We start from the raw sequence: 23,564 nt of genomic DNA on the forward strand, positions 1-23,564 counted from the left end.
TATATAATAATCAGGAGAATATTATGGATCAGAATCATGTGTCAGCCCTGCGCGGAAAGCACGAAGCCCTCGACCGCAAAATCAGCGAAGAAGAGGCCCGCCCGGTTCCAGATACGATTCGAATCCATGACCTGAAAAAGCAAAAATTGCGGCTGAAAGACGAATTGCTGGCAGAAGCCTGACCTCTCTTTTTCAATAACGAAATATGTGCTGCATCGCGGCCAAAACATACCCGCCACATGGTGAGGCTATGGAGTTTTGAAATAAGCTAATTTTTTCAGGCCCTTGACTTGCACTTGTCTTTCTACAAAGCTGTAAAAGTAGCATCAGAGAGGCATTCCCCATGACCACAAACCAGATATGGTATTTACGCAAGCGTCCTGTCGGCAAGATTGCGGACGGTGATCTTGAGCTCGTCACGGAAGAAATGGCCGACCTGGCGCCTGATATGGTGCGGGTGCGGACCATCTATCTCTCGCTTGATCCGACAAATCGGATTTGGATGAGCGACATGGACGGCTATCTGCCGCCGGTTCCGATTGATGACCCGATGCGCGGTGGTGGTATTGGAGTTGTCGAAGAAAGCAATTTTGATGCCGTGCCAGTTGGCTCGCTGATCAATACCGGTCTTTCCACATGGGCCCTTTATAATGATATTCCCGGTGGTATGGCGAATGTGCTGCCGGCTATCCCTGGTGTTCCTCTTACAGCCTATATGGGCCCCTTGGGCGCAACTGGGATGACAGCCTATTTCGGGTTGACTGACATAGGCAAACCGAAAGAGGGGGATACACTTGTGGTCTCGGCGGCGGCCGGAGCAGTTGGTTCCATGGTTGGACAGATCGGAAAGATACATGGATGCCGTGTCGTCGGCATTGCAGGCTCTGACGACAAATGCCAATGGCTTACCGAAGAAGCAGGCTTTGATGCGGCGATCAATTACAAGACGGAGGACGTCGGGGCAGCGCTCGACAAACATTGCCCCAACGGAATTGATATCAACTTTGAAAATGTTGGCGGCGAGATCATGGATGCCGTGATCGCACGACTGAACGACTTCTCTCGCATGCCCCTCTGTGGTTTGATTTCGACTTACAACGACAAGGACGGATCACTGGGCCCTTCCAATTTCGCTAATCTGTTGATGCGGCGCACCACTCTACGCGGCTTCATCATTCTCGATTATTTCGATCGCTTCCCGGAAGGAGCGCAGGCCATGGCCGGCTGGCTGATGGAAGGGCGCATCAAGTTCGAGACGGATGTTGTGCAAGGGATTGAAAATGCCCCGGCGTCACTGGATCGTCTGTTTACAGGTGCCAATCTGGGTAAGCTTGCGGTGCAACTCGGGCCGGAGCCGGACTAATGTCAGCCTAATTCCGGAAAAAAGCATATGGTGACATGCACTTTTTCGACGTTAGCCTGTTTTGCATATCGCACCCTTGGCTGATCTCTGCTAGATCACCATCATGGCCACCAAACATACGTCCAGCCCTGTAACCGCTCGTAACATTCTAACCGGGCTCCGGTCGATCATGGCTTCTCCCGGCAACGCACAGACAAAGCTCAATCATGTCGTGGAAACCATTGCCGAAGCTGTCAGTAGTGAGGTCTGTTCGATATATTTGCGGCGTGAAGGCGTGCTCGAACTCTATGCTACACGCGGCCTGAATCAAGAAGCGGTCCATGTCACCAAATTGGCTTTTGGTGAAGGGTTGACCGGCTATATCGCCAAAAATGTGGAAACGCTGAACCTCGATGAGGCGGCCAGCCATCCTGACTTCCAATATCGTCCGGAAACCGGTGAGGAAAAATTCCACAGCTTTGCCGGCGTTCCGATCATTCGTAATAAGCAGGCAGTTGGCGTTTTATGTGCTCAACATATGGAGCCGCGCAAATATTCCGAGGAAGAAATTGAGTCCTTTCAGACTGCCGCCATGGTGCTTTCGGAACTGATCGCCAATGCGGAGTTGATTGATGAGGATTCAGTCGATGCCCCGCAAGCCCATCATGACGGCGCAGACCGGTTGGCTGGACTGCAACTGGTTAAGGGCAAAGCCAGTGGATATGCTGTCTTCCATCAGCCGCGCGTGAAAATTGAGCATACCGTGGCCGAGGACACCGAAGCTGAACGCCACCGCGTCTATTCGGCTTTTGACAAGATGCGCGATCAGATTGATCATATGACCAATCAAGCCGAATTTGGCGTTGGCGGCGAGCATGAAGAAGTTTTGCAAACCTACAAGATGTTTGCCTATGACGAGGGCTGGAGCCGCCGGATCAACGAAGCGATTGATAGCGGCCTGACCGCAGAAGCCGCGATCGAGCGCGTGCAGCAACATACCCGTATGCGGATGCGCCAGATTGACGATGCCTTACTCGCCGAGCGGATGCATGATCTGGAAGATTTGGCTAACCGTCTGCTGCGCATTGTCTCTGGTCAGATGGGCACAGCGGCGACCATGGGCTTGCGGCAGGACACGATATTGGTCGCCCGCAATCTGGGACCTGCAGAATTGCTGGAATATGATCGCCGGCGGCTCAAGGGCGTGGTGCTGGAAGAAGGATCGCTGACCGCGCATGTGACGATTATCGCCCGCGCGATGGATATCCCGATCCTGGGTCAGGTGAAGAATGTCCGCCAGATCGTCCGCGAGAATGATCATCTGCTGCTTAATGTCGATGACAATGCTCTGTTTGTCCGGCCCAGTCCGTCGATGGAAGATGCGTTTGAGACCCAGATTGAACTAACTCAGAAAAAGCGCGCCGCCTACACGGAGTTAAAGGATAAGGAATCGGTTACAAAAGACGGCACACGGATCACCTTGAACATCAATGCCGGCCTGCGCGACGACATGGCGATGCTCAATCTGACAGGTGCCGATGGTATCGGTCTGTTTCGCACGGAGTTTCAGTTTCTCGTTGCTGCCAATATGCCGGGCCGCGCCGGACAGTTGCGCTTTTACCGCGATGTGCTCGATGCTGCTGGCAACAAACCCGTAGTCTTCCGCACCGTCGACATTGGCGGAGACAAACCACTCCCCTATTTTCAGGCGAGCGAAGTGAAAGAGGAAAATCCGGCGATGGGCTGGCGTGCGCTGCGCATCGGGCTGGAACGGGATGCGTTGATGAAAGTGCAGGCGCGCGCACTTATCGAGGCCGCGGCCGGGCGAAAGCTCAACGTGATGTTCCCGATGATCGCCGAACCCTGGGAATTTGATGAAGCCAAAGCGGTATTCGAAAAGCAGATCGAATTTCTGCGCAACCGAAAAAAGCAATTGCCGCTGTCGATCCGCTATGGCGCAATGCTGGAAGTGCCAGCGTTGGCCGAATGTCTTGACCAGATGGCGACCCGGCTTGATTTCCTCTCAATCGGCACCAATGATCTCACCCAGTTTCTATTTGCCGCCGATCGCAGCAACCCAAAATTGGCGGAACGGTTCGATTGGCTGAGCCCCGCTGTATTGCGCTTCATTGGCCGTGTGGCCAGACAATCCGATGATCTCGGTATTGAGTTGAGCGTATGCGGTGAAATGGGCGGGCGCCCGTTGGAGGCTTTGGCGCTCCTGTGTTTGGGTATCAGACGTTTATCCATTACGCCGGCATCGGTTGGACCGATCAAGGCGATGGTGCGTTCGCTTGATCTGAGCGTGGCGCAAGAACAGCTGCAAGAGATTTTGTCTGATCCGCCAAACGACCCGAGAGCGGCCTTCCGACAATGGGCTGAAGAGCAGGCGATAGACCTGGGCTGATAACCGCCCGTCTGGAGAAGATGTAATAACTTGTATCGGCATGATCGGCCGTACGCGCTGGTCCTTGGCGGGATAAACATCGGAAAGCCCAGGGATCGTGATAATCATTGACTTTTCATTGCTCTAGTGGCTTCTTCTTGCGGATAGTATTAATCGGGGTCGCACCGCGAACCGGCCGAAGGAGAGTATGATGGCCGAAGAGAATGACGCAGAAGAATTGGACCAGGATAATGCCGAGCTGAACCTGCACAGCGTTGGCGAAATGCTGCGCCATGCGCGGGAACAGAAAAATCTGGGTATCGAGGACATTGCCAAGACGACGCGCATTCCACAGCGCCATCTGGAATCAATAGAATCTGGCGATTTTGCAGCTTTGCCAGGTCGCACTTATGCGATCGGTTTCGCAAAATCCTACGCCCGGACGGTTGGTTTGAGTGAAGTGACGATTGGCAGCCAACTCCGCGAAGAAATGGATGATCAGGGGCACAGCGCCTATGAGCCGGAAACAAGCGGCTATTCACCGGCCAATCCCAGCAGTATTCCGCCCAAATATCTCGCATGGACAGCCGCAGGCATCGCCGCCATCTTGCTTGTCGGATTTCTGGTTTGGCGGACGCTGTTTCTCGAACCAGGTGATTTCATGGACGGCAGTTCTGACGCAGAATTTGTCGAAGGTGGTGGCGAGCTCGAGAGTGGTCTGGATGGAACAATTGAGCCTGTTGGCCCAACACCTTCTGCGACCGGCGCAGTCGTGCTGACCGCTACCGAAACTGTCTGGTTGAAAATATATGATGAAGATGGCGAGCGGCTATTTGAGAAGGAGATGACGGCAGGCGAACAATATTCAGTTCCTGCTGATGCCAAGGGTCCGCAAATCCTGACCGGACGGCCAGACGCCTTAACGGTCACAATTGATGGTGCGGTCGTTCCTCCTCTCGGAACTGCTGACCGGACAATCAAGGATGTCGGCATCAGCGCTGCCGCGCTGCTTGGACGCAGCGATCCCGGCGGATCGGCGACCGGCACTGGTGATGAGGCCGCAGGCAATCAGTCCAGCACGCAATAGCGGCGCCATCCGAACGCCTGTTGTCGCGATTAATCACCGTAAATCTATTTACTTTCCCAAGGTATCTATGGTTAACACGGTGCTATTATTTGGAGGTTCCCTATGAAGTCCGTGATATTATCCACTTTAGGCGCAACGCTAACTGCTGGCCTACTGGTTGCCAGCCCGGTTGCGGCACAGGACAGCAATGTTGGTAAGCGTGTCGATCGGTTGGAAAGTGAAATGCGGGCGGTTCAGCGCAAAGTATTCCCGGGCGGCTCTTCAAGATTTTTTGAACCTGAAATCAGGCCAGATGCAGCAAGTCCCGTGACGCCGTCGACCACAACATCTGCGGTATCCGATCTTATCGCACGGGTCGACACATTGGAACGCAGCCTGGCATCGCTCACCGATCAGGTCGAGCAAAATGGCTTCCGATTACAACAGATTGAGGACAAGATGGCAGCAGCAGTGCCACCGGTCAGTACCAATCCAGGCGCATTGTCGACCACCCCGTCTGGTGATCCCAGTGCCACAGCAACCGGAAGCGGAGCATCTGCTGCAGCAACTCCTGATCCTGAGCGTGTAAGCGGGGTGGCTTCGATTGTGATGCCCGACACTGGCGATGCTGGTGAAGATTCCTACATTTACGGATATCGGTTGTGGGCAGCCAAATATTATCCCGAAGCACAGGCACAGCTTAAAAAGGCGGCCGAAGAGCATCCCAATCACCGCCGCGCGAGCTTTGCCAAAAACCTGCTCGGTCGTGCCTATCTGGATGATGGCAAACCAGCGCTGGCTTCGGTTGCGCTTTACGAAAACTATCAGGAATTGCCACGCGGCGAACGGGCGCCTGACAGCCTGTACTTCCTGAGCACCGCCTTGGTACAACTGGACAAAAAAGCCGATGCATGCCGGGTACTCTCTGAGTTACAAGACGTTTATCCAAGCGCAGCATCGGGCCGCCTGAACGCCCGCGTTGCATCTGGAAAGGCAGCGGCAGATTGCAGTTGATCCTCAAAGCAGCCTGTAAAACAGCATGACGGGCAATGCGCCTGCCAACCGCTTTCGTGAGGCGGTGCTGGCGCTTGTCCCGGATTTTGAGAAAACTGATGACAAAATGGGCCTTGCCGTTTCAGGCGGCCCCGATAGCCTTGCGCTTCTGCTCCTGGCTCATGAGAATTTTCCCGGCCGGATCGCCGCTGCCACGGTCGATCACGGACTGCGCCCTGAAGCCCACGAGGAATGCAAATTTGTCGCCAGCCTTTGCGCAGCGCGCAACATTCCCCACCAGATTCTGAAACCCTCCACTCCCATTCGCGGCAGCATTCAGGTTGAAGCGCGCAAAGCGCGATACTCTTTGCTCAATGGCTGGCTGGAACACCAAAACATTGCCCTGCTCGCAACGGCTCACCATGCCGATGACCAGCTCGAAACACTGATCATGCGGATATTGCGCGGCAGCGGTATCGACGGCATGTCGGCGATCCGCGCCAGACGTGGTCATATTATCCGGCCACTGCTCCCCTTTTCAAAGGAAATGTTGATCCAGTTCGTCACTGCGCAAGGCATCACTCCCATTGATGATCCATCCAATAAGGACCAGAGCTTTGATCGCGTCCGGGTGCGGGAGGTATTGTCGAAATTGTCCGGCTTTGATGTCGGGCTCGCCAGTCAGAGCGCAGCGGCGCTGGACGATGCACGCACCGCGATCCATTGGATGGTTGACGAATTGGCAATGACCCATATCCGGCAAACAGATGACGGATGTACGCTCGACAAATATGATTTTCCGCACGAAATTGTCCGACGACTGCTGTTGAAATGCCTACATATCTGCGATCCGTCATTATCACCGCGTGGCAGCCAGCTGGAACCGTTGATCAGAGGTCTCACGCAAGGTGAGACGCTGACCATTGGCAATATATTGTGCAAAGGCGGGTTAACCTGGACCTTTGCTCCTGCGCCAAAACGGAACAATAGCTAAATATTTCAAGGTTTTGATGACAAATCAAGATATACGATCAGACTGATCCGTAAAAACATTGCCGCTTATATTGTCATCCGGAGCAAAACCCCTATCTTTAAAGGATAGATTCGACGGAAAAATACACCGGCGACACCAACACAGGACGTAAAGCATCATGAACGACGAACAGGATCCCAAGGAAAATCCGTGGATGAAAAGCATGCTCATATGGGCTGGCGTCATCGTCGCGCTCCTGCTGACTGTTTCCATGTTTGGAGCAGGCGCAGGTGCGGATTCTGGCGATGCGATCAGCTATTCGTCGTTCCGTGCGAAAGTTGCCGAGGGCAGTGTTAAGACCGTTGCGATTGCACCCGATAAGATCACGGGTGAGCTGACCAACGGCGACAAGTTCGCCACTACACCTGTTGGCAACGACCCAAGTCTGGTCAAACTGCTCGACGAAAAAGGAGTCGAGTATAGTGGTCAGGCCGAAGAAAGCCCAAGCATTTGGCAATATCTGCTGATCCAATCCCTGCCCTTCCTACTCATTCTCGGTATCGCATTCTTTGTCTTGCGCCAGATGCAAAAAGGCAGCGGTTCCGGTGCGATGGGCTTTGGCAAGTCCAAGGCCAAGATGCTGACCGAAAAGCAAGGCAAGGTTACATTCGAAGATGTCGCCGGTATTGATGAAGCGCGTGAAGAGCTTGAGGAAATCGTTGAGTTTCTGAAAAACCCTAGCCGCTTTTCGAAACTCGGTGGTCAGATACCAAAAGGCGCTTTGCTTGTCGGTTCTCCCGGAACCGGTAAAACCCTGCTGGCGCGGGCCATTGCGGGTGAAGCCGGTGTGCCGTTCTTCACCATTTCCGGTTCTGATTTTGTGGAAATGTTCGTCGGGGTTGGCGCTAGCCGTGTTCGCGACATGTTTGAGCAAGCCAAGAAAAGCGCGCCTTGTATCGTATTCATCGACGAGATTGACGCAGTCGGCCGCCATCGTGGTGCCGGTCTTGGCAACGGCAATGACGAGCGCGAGCAGACATTGAACCAGCTTCTTGTCGAGATGGATGGTTTTGAAGCCAATGAAGGCATCATCATCATCGCGGCGACCAACCGTCCTGACGTACTTGACCCGGCGCTCCTGCGTCCTGGTCGCTTTGACCGACAGGTTGTCGTTCCGCGCCCCGATATTGAAGGCCGTGAAAAGATTCTCGAAGTGCATATGAAAAAAGTACCTCTGGCACCCGATGTGAATGCTCGTACCATAGCGCGCGGCACACCGGGCTTCTCTGGTGCTGACCTTGCGAATCTCGTTAACGAAGCTGCCCTGATGGCTGCCCGTCGCGGCAAGCGTCTGGTGGCGATGGACGAGTTTGAAACCGCCAAAGACAAGGTCATGATGGGTACAGAGCGCAAATCCATGGTGATGACCGAGGATGAAAAGAAAATGACCGCTTATCATGAAGCCGGTCACGCGATCGTGGCGGTACACGAGCCTGCCTCTGATCCGATCCACAAGGCGACCATCATTCCGCGCGGCCGTGCGCTGGGCATGGTCATGCGTCTGCCAGAGCGTGACAGTTACAGCTATCACCGTGACAAGATGCACGCGAATATGGCGGTCTCGATGGGCGGCCGTGTCGCCGAGGAAATCATCTTCGGCTATGACAAAGTATCTTCCGGTGCGTCAGGCGACATCCAATATGCAACCAAGTTGGCTCGTGACATGGTCACGCAATGGGGCATGTCGGACGAAATGGGTCCGTTGCAATATGAAGAGGAACAGAGCGAGACCTTCCTTGGCTATTCACAATCCCAGCGCGTCCATATGTCAGATGAAACCGCCAAGAAAATCGACAGCGAGATTCGTGGTATTGTCGATGCAGGCTATGATCGGGCGAAGGATGTGCTGACCAAACATGAAGACCAGCTACACTTGCTGGCCAACGCGCTGCTTGAATATGAAACTCTGTCCGGTGACGAAATTGACTCGCTGGTCGAAAATGGAAAGTTCGAGCGCCCCGATGGTGATGTGGTCAAGCCCTCTTCGGTTCCTACAATTGGTACGTCCATACCGAAAGCAGGCAAGAAACGGAAAGGACCGTTTGGCGATCCAAAACCGCAAGGCGCTTAAACATAGGGTGTATTAGAAATATAATTCACTTGATGTTCAGTTGAGCAAAGACAAAAGGCTTTCTTCAATGTTGAAGGAGGCCTTTTTTCATGACGCTATCCATCCGGAGCCTGGCAGTCATCTTGTCGCTATCGATTGCAGTCCCGGCATCGGCCATGCCCGTATCCGAGTTTCTCCCCAAAGCCGACAAATTGATGAATGCAGGAATGGGCGCCATGTTTTCCAAACATCGCAAGCCCGTCATGATTGAAATGAAGGCGGTTACCAACGCTTATCGCGACGACATCCAAGCCGCACGCACAGCCGGAAAAACGCCTCCTAGCTGCCCTCCAGCAAAGGGCAAAGGCAAACTGAATGGCAAAGAATTTATCGCCCATCTCAAAACCATTCCAGTGGCTCAGCGTGACATGGAAGTGAAAACCGCATTCCACGGCTTTATGAAGAAGAAATATCCCTGCTGACAATCGTCAACGTTGGGCAAAAAAGCAGCAAGGTACCGCCCTGCTTGCACTAAACGGTCCGGAAATCCGGTGTTAGTTCCTCCGCCATTCCCCTTGCTTCTGCCCTTCTTAACTGCGACAAAAGCCTATGTCCTTCGTCGAGCAATATGAAGCAATGATCAGGCTGAGCGCTTTTGCTGGTATATTCCTGATCATGGCCCTGCTTGAGATTGCAATGCCGCGCAAACAGCGTGTGCTTGCCAAGGGCGCACGCTGGTTCACTAATATATCTCTGGTCATTGTCGATACGGTCGCCTTGCGTTTGGTCATGCCGATATTGGCAGTTGGAATGGCCGATTATGCAGCTCTTCGCGACTGGGGCTTGCTTACCCTGATCGAGCTTCCCTTTTGGGTAGAGATTGTTATCGCTTTCCTTTTGCTCGACATGCTCATTTATGCCCAGCATATCGCGTTCCACAAAATTCCGATCCTGTGGCGCTTTCACAAAGTTCATCATGCTGACCGCGATCTCGATGTCACCAGTGGTGCCCGCTTCCACCCAGTGGAAAGCATATTGTCCATGGCCTACAAACTGGTTTGCATTGTCTTCATCGGACCAGCGGCGCTCGCCGTTTTCCTGTTTGAGGTCGTGCTCAATGCTGCATCCATGTTCAACCATGCCAATGTGCGCTTGCCACTTGGGCTGGATCGGGTGTTGCGACTATTCATGGTTACTCCCGACATGCACCGTGTACATCACTCAGTCATCGCACGGGAAACCAACAGCAATTACAGTTTTTTCCTGACCATCTGGGATCGAATGTTTCGCACCTATACCGCGCAACCGGAAAGAGGTCATGATGGCATGACAATAGGTCTATCCGAATATCAGGACAATAAACCCGCCAATCTCATCTGGAGCCTGCTGGTACCATTTACCCGCAACAGAAGCGCAGAAACAAAAACGGGCAGCAACTCTATCGAAGAGCGCCGCCCGGTTTTAAAATCAGATTGAAGCCCCGGCTTATCAGCGGCGGCCATATTCGTTTGATACACCCGCACTGCGTGGCGGAGCGGCAGCCGTCAGGCGCAACGCCTCGGCAGACTGGCTGATCGAACCAATTTCATCTGGCGTATCATCATCGTCAATCTGCACTTTCTGCAGCGACTGAACGAGGCTTTCCTCGAGATCTTTTGGTTTAATCGTTTCTTCTGCAATTTCACGCAATGAAACCACCGGATTTTTATCACGGTCGCGATCAATTGTGAGTTCTGCGCCACCGGATATTTCGCGTGCACGTTGTGCAGCAAATAGGACCAAATCAAACCGATTGGTTACTTTATCAACGCAATCTTCAACGGTAACGCGAGCCATAAGGCGCTCCTGATTCTCTAAAATTCATGAAAAGAGGCCTGCATCTAGGGTTTGCACCCGCTTTTGTCAACAAATTGGATCGATTGTGAACTGCACGCAACTTTAAGCAATTGTCGGTTCAGGGGGAATAATTTATGCAAAAAAAATGGACAGTCCTGCTTCACAGCCCCGATCAGATGATCAACAATCTCAAGGGGTAGATCATAATCTCTGGTTTGATGTTGCTGGCAGTCGATTGAAACTTGTACTGGCACCGGCTGACCGTTTGAAAATAATGATAGATCTTATCGAACGGTCAGAACGGTCGTTGAAGTTATTTTATTATATGTTCGAGGGCGATGAGATCGGACGGATGGTGCTCGATTCTCTGGTCGCTGCCTGCAAACGCGGTGTTGCTGTCGAATTGATGGTCGACAGCTTTGGGTCGAATGGCGCGCCAAATAGATTTTTCGAACCATTGCAACAAGCGGGCGGAAGCTTCGCTACGTTCAGCCCAAGGTTTTCCACGAGCTATTTCGTCCGTAACCATCAAAAAATCCTGATCGCCGACGATAGCAAGGCGATGGTGGGCGGTTTCAATATTGCTAATCAGTATTTTGATCGACATTCCGACGATGAAGATGTGGAGGATAACGAAACCAGCTGGGAGGATTTGGGACTTGTCATTCATGGCCCGGAAGTAGCTAAACTCACTGACTATTATCAACTGCTGGCGCGCTGGGTCAAAAATGACAATGGCAACATGCGATCTCTACGCAAGATGGTGCGACTTTGGGATTCCGGGGATGGCCCATTTCGTTGGCTGCTTGGCGGACCCAGCAATCGCCTTAGCCGCTGGGCCTGGGCAATTAAGAAAGACCTCGAGCGCGGCAAACAGCTTGATCTGGTCAGCGCCTATTTTTCGCCTGGTCAGGGACTTTTGCGGCGGATTGCGCGACTGTCCAAACGCGGGGGCAGAAACCGGCTCATTCTGGCAGGCAAAACCGACAATGCTGCAACTATCGGCGCCAGTCGACTGCTTTACGGCTATTTGCTGAAGCGTGGCGCACGGATTTATGAATATCAACGCAAGCGGCTCCATACCAAATTTGTGGTCATCGATAACGCAGTTTATGCGGGTTCTGCCAATTTCGATATTCGTAGCCTTTTCATCAATGTGGAGATGATGGTCCGGGTTGAAGATCAGGCCTTTGCGGATCATGCCCGTCTGATCATTGACGAAATGTGCAGAGATGCCCTGCCAATTTCAAAGGAACTGCACAAAACAAGAAAGGGCTTGCTCAACCGGCTGCGCTGGGCCCTGTCCTATTTCGTTGTGAACATACTGGACTATACCGTTACTCGGCGGCTGAACTTCGGAGTGAAGAAATAATCACTGCTGTTTGTCGCACACTGAGAATCGTTCACCGCAAAGACCGGTTTTGGCCCTGTTCAGGCGAGTCGGGTTACTTACAGAAGATACTTATGTTTAATGGCACGGCATATGCACCGCATGCTGTGCCATCCGAAACAGGGAATGATGTATAGTTATGAGTTATTTTCGTGCGCTTACCATTACTGTTCTGTTTAGTATTGTCACAGCCTGTGTCGCCCCATCAAAGGGACGACCTGTAACCGCCAATCAACGAACAGAGGCACCGCAATCGCGGAGCGAAAATCCACAATCAACCCAAGCTGCCGTTACTCCCACAAGGTCTCAAGACCGCCCCGATCCTGTTCTGGAACGAGAGATAGCTGATCTATGGCGCAGCTTTCCCGGAAAAACCGGCATCGCGATCAAGAGTATCGACAATGGCTGGAGCATTGGCCATCGCGAGGATCAAAATTTCCCGCAACAAAGCGTGTCCAAACTATGGGTCGCGATGGCACTTCTGGACAAGGTTGATCAGGGACGGATCTCACTGTCGGATTCCATACGTATTGGCCCCGATGATCTGACCCTTTTTTACCAACCCCTCGCGGCGGAAGTGAAACGCGAAGGCGGTGTCGTCAAAAGTGTTTTTACCCTGCTGGAAAAATCCCTCGCTTTCAGCGACAACACTGCCAATGATGCGCTGCTCCGGCATGCGGGAGGACCCGATGCCGTCAATGATTTCATAAGGCGAAGTCGACTTGGCAAAATCAAATTTGGTCCTGGTGAACGGTTGATGCAGAGCCAGATTGCGGGACTCAAGTGGAACCAGAACCTATCCGAAGGGCGTAAATTCTACACCGCGAGGGCCAATCTGCCACTCGAGAGACGTCGTCAGGCATTGGCGGCTTACCTCGCTGATCCGATAGATGGTGCTAGCCCTGGCGCTATAGTCAACGCATTGGATCGTTTGGCACGCGGCGATCTGTTGTCTGAAAACTCTACCCGTCTGCTACAGTCGATTTTGAAACGGACACGAAGCGGCCCCAAACGTCTAAAAGCAGGCGTGCCAGCGGGTTGGGAATTTCTGCATAAAACGGGCACGGGCCAGGTATTGGGGGCGGTTGCCACCGGCTATAATGATGTTGGGATCATGACTGCACCTGATGGCAGCAGATATGCTGTGGCGGTCATGTTAGGCGACACCACCGCATCTGTACCCGAACGGATGCGGATGATGCAGTCGGTTACCCGCGCCGTAGCACGCTATCACCAGCGATAATTGTTAGTCTATTCTGCAGCCCGAACCTGATCTGCAGGTTCGCCTTCCGAAGATATATTTCGTTCGTCCAGCATCTCGGCCGCTTCATCGAGGGCCTGCGCTTCTCCCACCGTCACTCCGCCGGGTCCAGGATCATTCTGTGCCGGCCCGCAAGCTGCCAGTGATAATGAGAATATGCAGATAGAAAGTCGCTTTTTCATAAAGCCAGCCTTTTCTTGCCAATCGATGCCGTGATAGCATGATAAAAAGCCGTTGCGCAGAAAAAAGGGCCGCCCAATGGGCGGCCCTTTTTTTCGTCGAATGTCAAAAGGATTATTCTACTGCTTTTTTGGCAGCTTCAGCACCTTTGTCGATCATTTTGCTTGCAGCGTCTGAAGCGGCGTCTTTTGCCGTGTCTGCAGCTTCGCCAACAGCGTCGGTCGCATCGTCAGCAGCTTCTTCAGCGGCATCACCAGCGGCTTCTGCAGCAGCACCGGCTTCTTCTGTTGCTTCAGCAGCAGCTTCGCCCATAGCGTCTGCAGAACCTTCAGCAGCATCCATTGCGTCTTCAGCAGCTTCTTCAGCTGTTGCTTCCGTGCCTTCTACGGCTTCTTCTGCGCCGGCTTCTGCATTGTCAGCAGCACCGGAACATGCAGCCAGCCCAAGAGCGGCAGCAAGAGCGATTGATGTTGTAACTTTTTTCATTGGGTAAACCCTTTACTTTTTCCTCAAAAACTACGCGACAAATGAATTACTCCCTCAATTTGCCGACGCGCCGCGCTCAATAAACGCTTGAAAATCGGATAGCAATGGCGAACATCCTTAGCCTATGCTTACGTTGGACTTTTTTTCGCCACAATTCATAACAAATCTAATTCAAGTCCAGCAAATCTAGCAGATTGACAGCATATAAAGAATTCTTTATATGTCTTTCCTTCATGGACACCATATTGGACATATTTCGAGCGCTAGCCGATCCCACGCGGATACGAATCATGCTGCTTCTGCTCAAAATGGAGCTTGCCGTTGGTGAGCTTGCGCAGATATTGGAACAAAGCCAACCACGCATCTCCCGTCACATAAGAATATTGGATGAAGCTGGCCTGGCCGAGCGTCGCAAAGAAGGTAGCTGGGTATTTCTGCGTCCGGGACAATCTGCCGAGCTCGATATTATGCGGCGACTTTTCCGTTCTGACAATGTGGTTTCTTCGCAGCAGGCAATTGATGATGAGGCCAAGCTGGCCCTCGTTCGTCAAGCAAGGGCCGAAACGGCGGAGCGCTACTTCGAAGCCCATGCTGAGGAATGGGATGCCATTCGATCGTTGCATCTTCCCGAAGACGATGTCGAACAGGCCATGCTCGCACTGCTAAAAGACGTAAGTCTTGGCCATATGCTGGATATTGGGACAGGAACCGGCCGGATGGTGGAACTGTTTGGACCAAATTCCGAAAAAGTAACCGCACTCGACAAAAGCCCCGAAATGCTCCGGCTCGCAAGGGCTAAGATTTTGGGCAATGAAAGTGACAAGACCGAACAAGCCGCTCTGGCCCGAAAGACCGAGCTTAGGCTTGGTGATTTCAATCATTTGCCAATTGACGATGGTCAGGTTGATTGTGTCCTTCTGCATCAAGTTCTGCATTATGCCCAACATCCCGAGGCCGTTCTGACCGAAGTTTCAAGGGTGTTGGGCGATGGCGGAACAGTAATGATAGCCGATTTTGCATCACATGATCGCGAAGAGCTGCGTACGGCTCATGCCCATGCGCGACTTGGGTTTTCCGATGATAGCATGAAGAGCTGGTTCGCAGCGTCCCACATTGACATGGTGCAAAGCCGGACGCTGGACGGCGGTGAACTTACTGTAAAGATATGGGTCGGCCGCAAGTCAGGACTATCCCGTATTCAGACCGGTAGCGGCATCGCCCCCTCTAAATCCCTGTCCCCAAAAAGAGCATCCTTATGAACGAACAGCCACGGCCATTGGGCCTGAATGAACTGGAAGAAGCAAAGCGGGCGCTTGACGTCCCGTTATTTGCCGGGTTGAGCGGCGATGCTGACGTTTCCTTTGAGTTTTTTCCTCCGAAAACCGAGAGGATGGAGCAGACATTATGGGATAGTGTCGTTACCTTGGAGCCCCTCAATCCGCGTTTTGTATCGGTGACATATGGTGCCGGTGGATCAACGCGGGAACGGACACATGCGACGGTTGCGCGCATTGCCAAGGAAACAAATATTCCGGCCGCCGCACATTTGACCTGTGTCGGGGCGAGCAAAGCTGAGATTACAGAAGTTGCACAGTCTTATTGGGAAGCCGGTGTGCGTCATATTGTTGCCTTGCGCGGAGACCCGCCCGCGGAAGGACAGGTGTTTGAACCGCATCCAGAAGGTTACAAAAGTGCTGCGGAACTTGTCAAAGGGTTGAAGGACATTGCCCCCTTCGAGATTTCGGTGGCGGCCTATCCGGAAACGCATCCGGAGGCCAATTGCCCGCAGAGCGATCTCGACAATCTGAAGCGCAAGCTGGATGCCGGTGCAAGCCGTGCAATTTCCCAATTTTTCTTTACTGCCGAAGCCTTTTTCCGCTTCCGCGATGCGGCCGGTGCGGCCGGGATTGATGCCGAACTGGTGCCGGGTATCTTGCCCGTATCGAATGTTGCCCAAACGCGAAAGTTTGCGGGTATGTGCGGTGCCGAAATCCCTGTGTGGATGAATGATTTGTTCGAAGGCCTGGATGACCACCCGTCCGCCCGCCAGCTCATCGCGGCAACCGTCGCTGCGGAATTGTGCCGCAAACTATATGCCGGCGGCGTCCGGCAGTTCCATTTCTACACGCTCAACCGCGCAGAGCTCAGCTATGCAATCTGCCACTTGCTCGGCAAACGCCCCTCCGGCACCGCGCAGGAGAAAGCGGCATGATGGGTCCCGGCGAACAGCTCCGTGCTCTGGCGGCGGACCGCATATTGGTCTTTGACGGTGGTTATGGCACCGCGATCCAGAATCACGGTCTTGGCGAGCGCGATTATCGCGGAACGCTGGAGCTTACCGATGATCAGAAAGGCAATAATGATCTGCTCAGCCTGACCCGGCCAGATATTATCGAAGGCATTCATACCGCCTATCTGGAAGCGGGTGCGGATATTGTAGAAACCAATACATTCAGTTCAACCGAGATCAGTCAGGCCGATTATGGCTGCGAACATCTGGTCAAGGATATCAACATCAAATCCGCCGAAATCGCACGACGGGCCTGTGACAAGGCCGAAGCGAAGGATGGCAAGAAACGCTTTGTGGCCGGTTCCATCGGCCCAACCAACAAGACGCTGTCGCTTTCGCCGGACGTCAACGACCCTGGATTTCGTGAGATTGATTTTGACTATCTCAAAGGCGTGTATCGCGAGCAATGCGATGCCTTGATAGAAGGCGGCGTTGATTTTCTGTTGATCGAGACAATATTCGATACACTCAACGCCAAATGTGCCGGTATGGCGGCACAAGAAGCGGGAGAGGCCAGTGGCCGCGATGTGCCGTTAATGATCTCCATGACCCTCACTGATCTGTCTGGTCGCAATCTTTCCGGTCACACGGTCGAGGCTTTCTGGCACGCAGTGCGCCATCTGAAACCGCTGACCATTGGTCTCAATTGTTCCTTCGGCGCTGACCAGCTGCGTCCGCATCTCGCAATGTTGGCGAAGGAAGTTGATACACTGATCATGGCTTATCCCAATGCCGGCCTGCCCAACGAACTGGGCGAATATGATGAGTTGCCGGATCAAACCGCCGCGCTGATTGGCGAGTGGCTGGACGATGGCCTGGTCAATATTGTCGGCGGCTGCTGCGGCACGACGCCGGAACATATTGACGCAATTGCCAAGGCCGTCGAGAGCGCCAGGCCTCGCGCAGCGGCTTCACCAGCGGTCCAAACCCGCCTGTCCGGCCTTGAGCCCTTCACGATGGCCGCCTGATCCAATCATCGGTACAATCAAAAGAAACATCCGTAAATGACCACAGCCCCATCCTCCGCGCAATTCGTCAATATCGGCGAACGCACCAATGTTACCGGTTCCGCGCGGTTCAAAAAACTCATCCTGAATGATGATTATGAAGCCGCAGTGGAAGTCGCACGCCAACAGGTTGAAAATGGCGCGCAGATTATCGACGTGAACATGGATGAAGGTCTGCTCGACGCTGAACATGCCATGACAACCTTCCTCAAGCTGATCGCGGCAGAACCCGATATCGCCCGCGTGCCGGTGATGATCGACAGCTCCAAATGGTCGGTCATCGAAGCGGGCCTGAAATGTGTGTCGGGCAAACCGATTGTCAATTCGATCTCGATGAAGGAAGGCGAAGATGAATTCCTCGCCCATGCCCGCAAGTGCATGGCCTATGGCGCAGCCGTTGTCGTCATGGCGTTTGACGAAACCGGGCAAGCGGATACCAAAGAGCGCAAGGTCGAGATTTGCGAGCGTGCTTATAAATTACTGACCGGTATCGGCTTTCCGCCGGAAGATATTATTTTCGATCCCAATGTATTCGCGGTGGCGACCGGGATAGACGAGCATCGTCGGTACGGACTGGATTTCATCGAAGCGGTCGGCGAAATCAAGGCGCGCTGTCCACATGTCCATTTTTCTGGCGGCCTGTCGAACCTGTCTTTCAGCTTTCGCGGCAACGAACCGGTGCGCCGGGCGATGCACAGCGTCTTTCTCTATCACGCCATACCCGCCGGGCTCGACATGGCGATTGTCAATGCTGGCCAGCTGGATATCTATGATGATATCGATCCCGTCCTGCGCGAGCATTGCGAAGATGTGATTCTGGATCGCGAACCCAAAGAGGGCGGTGATGCGACGGACCGGCTAATCACGCTGGCCGAAAAATTCCGCGGTACCGACAAAGCGGCGGAGAAAGCTGCTGCTGAATGGCGCGGCTATGATGTCGTCAAACGGCTAGAACATGCGCTGGTCAAAGGCATTGATGCCCATATTATCGAAGATACCGAAGAAATGCGCGTTTCCGTCAGGGATGCGGGTGGGCGGCCCATTGAGGTCATCGAAGGCCCTCTGATGGACGGCATGAACGTGGTCGGTGATCTATTCGGTTCTGGAAAAATGTTCCTGCCACAAGTGGTCAAATCCGCGCGCGTGATGAAAAAGGCCGTTGCCCATCTCTTTCCCTTTATCGAAGAGGAAAAAGAAGAAGGCGCCAAGGGCAAAGGCAAGATCATCATGGCGACGGTCAAGGGCGACGTGCATGATATCGGCAAAAATATCGTCGGTGTCGTACTGCAATGTAACGGCTTTGAGGTGATCGATCTCGGCGTCATGGTCCCGTGGACCGACATCTTGAAGGCCGCCAACGAAAACGACGCAGACATGATCGGATTATCCGGCCTGATCACGCCATCACTCGACGAAATGGTCACCGTCTCCGAAGAGATGGAGCGTGCCAAGATGACGATGCCGTTGCTCATTGGCGGGGCGACAACTTCCAAAACTCACACCGCGCTGCGCATCGAACCTGCTTATTCCGGCCCGACCGTCTATGTGCTCGACGCCAGCCGCGCCGTCGGTGTTGCCTCGCAACTGGTCAGCGACACGCAGGCTGAGGGTTTTATCGCCAACACCCGCGAAGATTATGAGCAAGTGCGTATCGCTCGCGCTGGCAAAACCGCTAAGAAGCTCGCGTCGCTGGAACAAGCCCGCGCCAATGGTGCTGCGCTTGATATGAGCCAAAAAGCACCTGCTCCGAAAAAACCTGGCCTGCATGTTTATGAAGACTGGGACCTTGCGGAGCTGCGTGACTATATTGATTGGACACCGTTTTTCCGCGCTTGGGAACTGGCCGGAACCTACCCTGCGATCCTGACCGATGAAGTGGTCGGCGAAAGCGCTAGTGACCTGTATAAAGATGCGCAGGCCATGCTTGATAAAATTATCGCGGAAAAATGGCTAACCGCCAAGGGCGTCGCTGGATTGTGGCGGGCACGGCGTGATGGCGACGACATCAAGGTTGCACCGGACAATGAGGAAATCGCCCTGCCGATGCTGCGCCAACAAGTCAGCAAACGGTCAGGCAAATCGAACAATTGCCTCGCAGACTTTATTGATACATCGGATGACTGGATGGGCGGCTTTGCGGTTACGGCAGGGCACGGCATTGACGAACATGTTGCACGGTTTGAGGCAGACAAGGATGATTATAACAGCATCCTGATCAAGGCACTGGCCGATCGGCTGGCGGAGGCCTTTGCCGAACGGATGCACGAACATGTCCGCAAAGACCTTTGGGGCTATGCGGAAGATGAGAAGCTCGACAATAAGGCGCTGATCCAGGAACAATATCAGGGTATCCGGCCTGCGCCCGGCTATCCCGCCTGTCCGGACCACAGCCTGAAACCGATATTATTCGATATGCTGAGCGCGACCGAACATACCGGCATTGAGCTTACCAGCAGCTTTGCCATGACCCCAACGGCCGCTGTTTCCGGCTTTTATTTCGGTCACCCGCAAGCCGACTACTTCGGCGTGGCGCGCATAAGTGAGGACCAGGTAGAGGATTACGCTGAGCGGCGCGATATCTCGCTTGATCGGGCGCGGCAATGGCTGAGGCCCAATTTAAACGAATAAAGCCGACCTCTTTCGAGACCGGCTTTTGTATTCAGCAATTTACGATGTCTAGGCGAAGCTGACTTTTGGAGCCAGCTTGCGACGACGGCGCATTGCCCCGCCAACCAAACCAAAGCCGCCAATCATCATGGCCCAGGTTGCAGGCTCCGGAACTGCCGGGACTGCCGTCAGAACGCGGACATAGTCGCCCGGTGCCGATGCCTTGAAATTAACATTCAACCGATTGCCGACCGTGTTAAAACTGTCAGCAGCTTCCAGTCCGCGCAGATTGACACTGACATAGTTCACATTGGCATTGCCCAGCAGCATATCGGTCATATCCATGGCCCCTTTGCCCGTCAGCACGCCCAATATATCACCATCAAAATCCACATAGCCGATAGCGCGGCGACTTGGGCCGGGATCAAAAAAGACGTAGTGGCTGTTCACAACGGTCCCTGCCGCCAGACCACCAACTGCGGATAACAGAGTCACAGCTTGCTGCTCGTCAAAAGCAAATAGATTATTTGATTGTTGATGATTATTGCCAACAGTGAAACCAGGAGCAGGGTTAAGCTGTTCAAACATACCGCCATTGTTGAACGCGCTTCCGCCGGTTAGCTCACCCATGACAATCGCGGCATTTGCCGGTCCGGCAGTTGCCAGAGCACCAAAAGCAGCAGCGGTGATCAATAGTTTTTGCATTGTAAAATTCCCTCGGCGAGCGCTGTGCCCGCGTAACAATGCGACCCGACTCGGCCTTTAACAAATTGGTAACCGTAAAACTATGACCTGGATCACAACTGTCCCGTTTCGGTACTCCTGTTGCGGTCGGGATCAAATCTCTTTGGCGGCGCAAAAATTAACCCGTGCCTCATTATGTGCATATATTTGGGACAGGGTCATTCGGGATATTGTGTTGGTTTGGTGAAACCGATATTGAAAAGCTATATTTCCCCGGTTTTTCAGGAGCTTCGAACGTGAAATTTTCGGTCCCGACTTTGATTGCAGGCGTTTTGGCCCTCGCCAATAGTGCGGTGGTGCAGGCTCAAGATAGTGCACCCTTTACGGTTGCGGAGAACGGACAGGGTTTCTACAGCCTGTCCGATGCGGTCGAAGCGATAGGCGCGCGTCGCGGGACTATCGTTATCGCACCGGGCGCTTATGGGGATTGTGCGGTCCAGACCGCAGGCCAGATTACCTATCGCGCAGCCATTGCGGGACAAACCATTCTCGATGGTGGGATTTGCGAAGGCAAAGCATCATTGGTGTTGCGCGGCCAGTCGGCCGTGGTGGATGGTATCATTTTTCAGAACCAGCGCGTACCCGACGGCAATGGCGCCGGCATTCGGTTGGAACGCGGCAACCTGACAATCACCAACGCGCTGTTCCGCAACAGCGAACAGGGTCTGCTCACCGCCGATGATGCCAGTGGCAGCATTGTCATTGACCGTTCGACATTCCAAAGACTGGGCCGCTGCGACCGCGGGCTTTCCTGTGCACACAGCATCTATATTGGCGATTATGGCTCGCTCAGCGTGACCAATAGCCGCTTTGAAAAAGGCAGCGGTGGCCATTATGTCAAAAGCCGCGCACCGCGCATCACGGTGACCAACAGCAGTTTTGACGACACGCAGGGACGCTCGACCAACTATATGATCGACCTGCCCGCAGGCGCATCCGGCGTGATCAGCGGCAATGTCTTTGTGCAGGGCCAGAATAAGGAAAACTGGAGCGCTTTCGTTGCGGTTGCGGCCGAGGGCAAGAAGCACAGCTCTGCGGGTCTGAATATCCATTCGAACAGCGCTTCTCTCGCTCAGGGTGTCGAGCGCAACACTTGGTTTGTCGCCGACTGGAGCGGAGACCAGATGCGGATTGCGAATAACAGCCTGGGCCGGGGACTAACCCGCTACGAACGGCGGTAGAGCCCGCTTACTGGCAGCTATCTTCCGGCCCGCCATCCAGATCCAAACAGCGGCCATCAAATTCGCCTTCTGGCACCTCAAGACCGATAGCCGCCGCCAAGGTCGGTGCAATATCTACGGTTTGCACGGATAGTGGCTGCTCAAAATGCTCCATCCCCTTGCGCCAAAACAGGATCGGCACACGACGGTCATAATCCCACGGACTGCCATGGGTTGCGACATAGCCGCGCATGGCTTCTGCGATTGGCGTCACGGATTTTTTCAGCAGCACGATAAAGTCGCCTGACCGGTCAGGGTGATAAGACGCCCGCGCCCGCTCAGTCATGGTCCATTCTTCGACCGGTCTTCTTGATGACTCGCGGAATCCGGGAAGAACAGGTTCAGTGTTTGGCATGAGAACTTCGCCATCAATTACTTGGTGGACCTGAGGGTGCTCCCAATAGATACGCATTGCGGCCAACTTGACATCATCACGTTGAGCCTCAGTCAGTGTCTTGCTGATGTAAACGTCACCAAGCGGACTGTCTGCATAAAGTAGCGGTTCGTTCATCTCAATATTCAACTCTGTTTTCACCTGCTCTCCAATTTCTTTGGCGGTCAGTTTTGGATCAATCCGCTGCGCTTCCGATACACTTTGCTTGATCAATCGTTCTGGCAAATCATGGCCACCATGGTCGGCCGTGAGCACGACCAAATAGTCGCGATCCATCTTATCCAGACTATCGAAGAAATTGCCCAGATTCCTGTCCAACTCAGACAGGTTGATACACATTTCAACCCCGCCGGTGCCGAAAGCATGCCCGACATAGTCTGTCGCAGACAAACCGATACTCAGGACATCTGTAAAATCAAACGTGCCCAGCCGCTCATTCTTCACCATTTTCTCTGCCAGCGCCAATATGGCCGCATCGAAATCGGGAGAAGCACGGAATAGGGGTGCACCATTTTCCGGACGCTGGAACTGGTAGGTCCCAACCACCCTATCTGCGCCAACGGGGATCGCACGGTTACGGATCTCGCAATGGGCGGGGACCGCGATCGGCGCGCGCGGTTTGGCCAACATCGCTCTTATCTCTGCATTATATTTCGGCAATGCCGGCAACAACAAACCGTCTTGCTTGGTTTCAAAACCTTCACCCCGCCACCAGAACACCATGTCGGGCGTGTTGCCCCCCATCATCAAGGCCGAACGATCTTTGCCGGAAACTGCCATATTGCGGGAACCTGACGAGACTTTCTTAAGGCGCTCTCCCAATGTCGGAACTAGCAAATGCCATGCTGACGCGACATAATCGCCCTGCGTCGCAGCCGTGATGCTTCCAAAGCTTGTGCCCTCGATCCGCGGATCTTCTGCGCAATAGATGGTCTTGTCGTCGCGTTTCACGCTCAAGTCTATCCAGTTATTGGCGATGATCCCTGCTCGTCCGGGGTGAACACCGGTCATTATCGTGGCATGGCCAGGACAGGTTTCGGTCGCGGCATGGCCCTGATATCCTGCTGGGAATACCGCACCATTGGAAAGCCGCTTTAAACCACCGACAAATGTGCTGCGATATTCGCTGAACAGATCGGCAGAAAACTGGTCGACCGAGATGGCGACAACCAGCTTCGGTTTACCAGATTGCGCTTCGCTGTGATGTTCGGCATTGGCGGCGCTGGAAATTGCAGTAAAAGCCATGAAACTTGTAACAAATTTGATGAAGCGCACGAAT

At 53.6% G+C, this 23,564-nt stretch carries 21 protein-coding genes; 16 read left to right on the forward strand and 5 right to left on the reverse strand.

Annotation, left to right across the window (positions count from 1 at the left end):
- Window positions 1–23 precede the first annotated feature (23 nt).
- From DG177_RS07645 to DG177_RS07685, 9 genes are all read left to right on the forward strand, one after another.
- Window positions 24–182 (forward strand): DUF465 domain-containing protein, encoded by a 159-nt coding sequence (locus DG177_RS07645; protein ID WP_108810939.1) that lies wholly within the window; start codon window positions 24–26, stop codon window positions 180–182.
- 161 nt (window positions 183–343) lie between these two features.
- Window positions 344–1,363: a zinc-binding dehydrogenase gene (locus DG177_RS07650; RefSeq protein WP_108810940.1), complete on the forward strand. Its 1,020-nt coding sequence runs from the start codon at window positions 344–346 to the stop codon at window positions 1,361–1,363.
- Between the two features lie 103 nt (window positions 1,364–1,466).
- Complete coding sequence (gene ptsP, locus DG177_RS07655; RefSeq protein WP_108810941.1) at window positions 1,467–3,749, forward strand: phosphoenolpyruvate--protein phosphotransferase; 2,283 nt, start codon at window positions 1,467–1,469, stop codon at window positions 3,747–3,749.
- Window positions 3,750–3,936: 187 nt separating this feature from the next.
- Window positions 3,937–4,815 carry a RodZ domain-containing protein gene (locus tag DG177_RS07660; protein WP_108810942.1) on the forward strand — a complete coding sequence of 293 codons (879 nt, stop codon included), beginning with the start codon at window positions 3,937–3,939 and terminating at the stop codon, window positions 4,813–4,815.
- A 102-nt stretch (window positions 4,816–4,917) separates the two neighbouring features.
- Window positions 4,918–5,808 carry a hypothetical protein gene (locus DG177_RS07665; RefSeq protein ID WP_108810943.1) on the forward strand — a complete coding sequence of 297 codons (891 nt, stop codon included), beginning with the start codon at window positions 4,918–4,920 and terminating at the stop codon, window positions 5,806–5,808.
- Window positions 5,809–5,833: 25 nt separating this feature from the next.
- Window positions 5,834–6,781 carry a tRNA lysidine(34) synthetase TilS gene (gene tilS / locus DG177_RS07670; protein WP_108810944.1) on the forward strand — a complete coding sequence of 316 codons (948 nt, stop codon included), beginning with the start codon at window positions 5,834–5,836 and terminating at the stop codon, window positions 6,779–6,781.
- Window positions 6,782–6,938: 157 nt separating this feature from the next.
- Window positions 6,939–8,891: an ATP-dependent zinc metalloprotease FtsH gene (ftsH, locus tag DG177_RS07675; RefSeq protein ID WP_108810945.1), complete on the forward strand. Its 1,953-nt coding sequence runs from the start codon at window positions 6,939–6,941 to the stop codon at window positions 8,889–8,891.
- An 89-nt stretch (window positions 8,892–8,980) separates the two neighbouring features.
- Window positions 8,981–9,352, forward strand: coding sequence for a hypothetical protein (locus DG177_RS07680; RefSeq protein WP_337658628.1), 372 nt, complete (start codon window positions 8,981–8,983; stop codon window positions 9,350–9,352).
- A gap of 127 nt (window positions 9,353–9,479) precedes the next feature.
- Complete coding sequence (locus tag DG177_RS07685) at window positions 9,480–10,346, forward strand: sterol desaturase family protein (protein WP_108810947.1); 867 nt, start codon at window positions 9,480–9,482, stop codon at window positions 10,344–10,346.
- Window positions 10,347–10,358: 12 nt separating this feature from the next.
- On the opposite strand, the gene rpoZ is transcribed toward DG177_RS07685, so the two are convergent.
- Window positions 10,359–10,706 carry a DNA-directed RNA polymerase subunit omega gene (gene rpoZ, locus DG177_RS07690; protein ID WP_108810948.1) on the reverse strand — a complete coding sequence of 116 codons (348 nt, stop codon included), beginning with the start codon at window positions 10,704–10,706 and terminating at the stop codon, window positions 10,359–10,361.
- Between the two features lie 145 nt (window positions 10,707–10,851).
- Here rpoZ and DG177_RS07695 point away from each other — a divergent pair, with 145 nt between their 5' ends.
- Together DG177_RS07695 and bla are read left to right on the forward strand one after the other, a co-directional pair.
- Window positions 10,852–12,078: a phospholipase D-like domain-containing protein gene (locus DG177_RS07695; protein ID WP_108810949.1), complete on the forward strand. Its 1,227-nt coding sequence runs from the start codon at window positions 10,852–10,854 to the stop codon at window positions 12,076–12,078.
- A 157-nt stretch (window positions 12,079–12,235) separates the two neighbouring features.
- Window positions 12,236–13,339 (forward strand): class A beta-lactamase, encoded by a 1,104-nt coding sequence (gene bla / locus DG177_RS07700; protein ID WP_108810950.1) that lies wholly within the window; start codon window positions 12,236–12,238, stop codon window positions 13,337–13,339.
- Window positions 13,340–13,347: 8 nt separating this feature from the next.
- Here bla and DG177_RS07705 read toward each other — a convergent pair whose 3' ends face one another.
- Both DG177_RS07705 and DG177_RS07710 read right to left on the reverse strand, forming a co-directional pair.
- Entirely contained in the window at window positions 13,348–13,539 is a 192-nt protein-coding gene (locus tag DG177_RS07705; protein ID WP_108810951.1) for a hypothetical protein, read from the reverse strand.
- A gap of 112 nt (window positions 13,540–13,651) precedes the next feature.
- Window positions 13,652–14,023 (reverse strand): hypothetical protein, encoded by a 372-nt coding sequence (locus DG177_RS07710; RefSeq protein WP_108810952.1) that lies wholly within the window; start codon window positions 14,021–14,023, stop codon window positions 13,652–13,654.
- A gap of 233 nt (window positions 14,024–14,256) precedes the next feature.
- Between DG177_RS07710 and DG177_RS07715 the strand changes: the two genes are divergently transcribed.
- Genes DG177_RS07715 through metH form a run of 4 tightly spaced genes read left to right on the forward strand, consistent with a single transcriptional unit; the run spans window position 14,257 to window position 19,948 of the window.
- Window positions 14,257–15,282 (forward strand): metalloregulator ArsR/SmtB family transcription factor, encoded by a 1,026-nt coding sequence (locus DG177_RS07715; protein WP_108810953.1) that lies wholly within the window; start codon window positions 14,257–14,259, stop codon window positions 15,280–15,282.
- Window positions 15,279–16,235, forward strand: coding sequence for a methylenetetrahydrofolate reductase (gene metF / locus DG177_RS07720; RefSeq protein WP_108810954.1), 957 nt, complete (start codon window positions 15,279–15,281; stop codon window positions 16,233–16,235). The genes DG177_RS07715 and metF overlap by 4 nt, the downstream gene beginning before the upstream one ends.
- The gene (locus DG177_RS07725) at window positions 16,235–17,281 is read left to right on the forward strand and encodes a homocysteine S-methyltransferase family protein (RefSeq protein WP_108812853.1); all 1,047 of its coding nucleotides are present in this window, start codon (window positions 16,235–16,237) and stop codon (window positions 17,279–17,281) included. Before metF ends, DG177_RS07725 begins: the two co-directional genes overlap by 1 nt.
- A gap of 36 nt (window positions 17,282–17,317) precedes the next feature.
- Entirely contained in the window at window positions 17,318–19,948 is a 2,631-nt protein-coding gene (gene metH, locus DG177_RS07730) for a methionine synthase (RefSeq protein WP_108810955.1), read from the forward strand.
- A 48-nt stretch (window positions 19,949–19,996) separates the two neighbouring features.
- On the opposite strand, the gene DG177_RS07735 is transcribed toward metH, so the two are convergent.
- Complete coding sequence (locus DG177_RS07735; protein ID WP_337658629.1) at window positions 19,997–20,632, reverse strand: PEPxxWA-CTERM sorting domain-containing protein; 636 nt, start codon at window positions 20,630–20,632, stop codon at window positions 19,997–19,999.
- A 275-nt stretch (window positions 20,633–20,907) separates the two neighbouring features.
- On the opposite strand from DG177_RS07735, the gene DG177_RS07740 reads away from it, so the two are divergent.
- On the forward strand, window positions 20,908–21,852 hold the full coding sequence (locus DG177_RS07740) for a right-handed parallel beta-helix repeat-containing protein (protein WP_108812855.1): 945 nt from the start codon (window positions 20,908–20,910) through the stop codon (window positions 21,850–21,852).
- A 7-nt stretch (window positions 21,853–21,859) separates the two neighbouring features.
- On the opposite strand, the gene DG177_RS07745 is transcribed toward DG177_RS07740, so the two are convergent.
- The gene (locus DG177_RS07745) at window positions 21,860–23,560 is read right to left on the reverse strand and encodes an alkaline phosphatase family protein (protein WP_337658630.1); all 1,701 of its coding nucleotides are present in this window, start codon (window positions 23,558–23,560) and stop codon (window positions 21,860–21,862) included.
- Window positions 23,561–23,564: the final 4 nt, after the last annotated feature.

The organism is Sphingorhabdus sp. Alg231-15 (assembly GCF_900149705.1).
Taxonomy (GTDB): domain Bacteria; phylum Pseudomonadota; class Alphaproteobacteria; order Sphingomonadales; family Sphingomonadaceae; genus Parasphingorhabdus.